Annotated in this window: 1 tRNA gene and 1 rRNA gene; both read left to right on the forward strand. The window is 49.3% G+C overall.

The annotated features are described in order from the left end of the window. The first annotated feature begins 101 nt into the window (after positions 1 to 101). Positions 102 to 177, forward strand: a tRNA-Thr gene (locus tag AAEZ00_RS21000). Between the two features lie 36 nt (positions 178 to 213). Further along, a 5S ribosomal RNA gene (gene rrf / locus AAEZ00_RS21005) occupies positions 214 to 286 on the forward strand; the annotation flags it as partial.

A 286-nucleotide genomic window follows, 5' to 3' on the forward strand; every position in this document is an offset into this window, starting at 1 on the left:
CAGAAGTGAAACGCAATCGCGCCGATGGTAGTTTGGGGTCTCCCCATGCGAGAGTAGGTCATTTCCAGGCGCCTAATAAGCTCGACGTAGTAGCTAGTTTTGCTGATATGGCTCAGTTGGTAGAGCGCATCCTTGGTAAGGATGAGGTCCCCAGTTCGATTCTGGGTATCAGCACCAAGAATAATCTAGTGTAATGTCCTAGAAAACAGTTTGTCTGGAAACCATAGCATTGTGGCACCACCTGATCCCATTCCGAACTCAGAAGTGAAACGCAATCGCGCCGATG

This window comes from Shewanella sp. S1-49-MNA-CIBAN-0167 (genome assembly GCF_040310145.1).
In the GTDB taxonomy this organism is placed as follows: Bacteria; Pseudomonadota; Gammaproteobacteria; order Enterobacterales; family Shewanellaceae; genus Shewanella; species Shewanella psychromarinicola.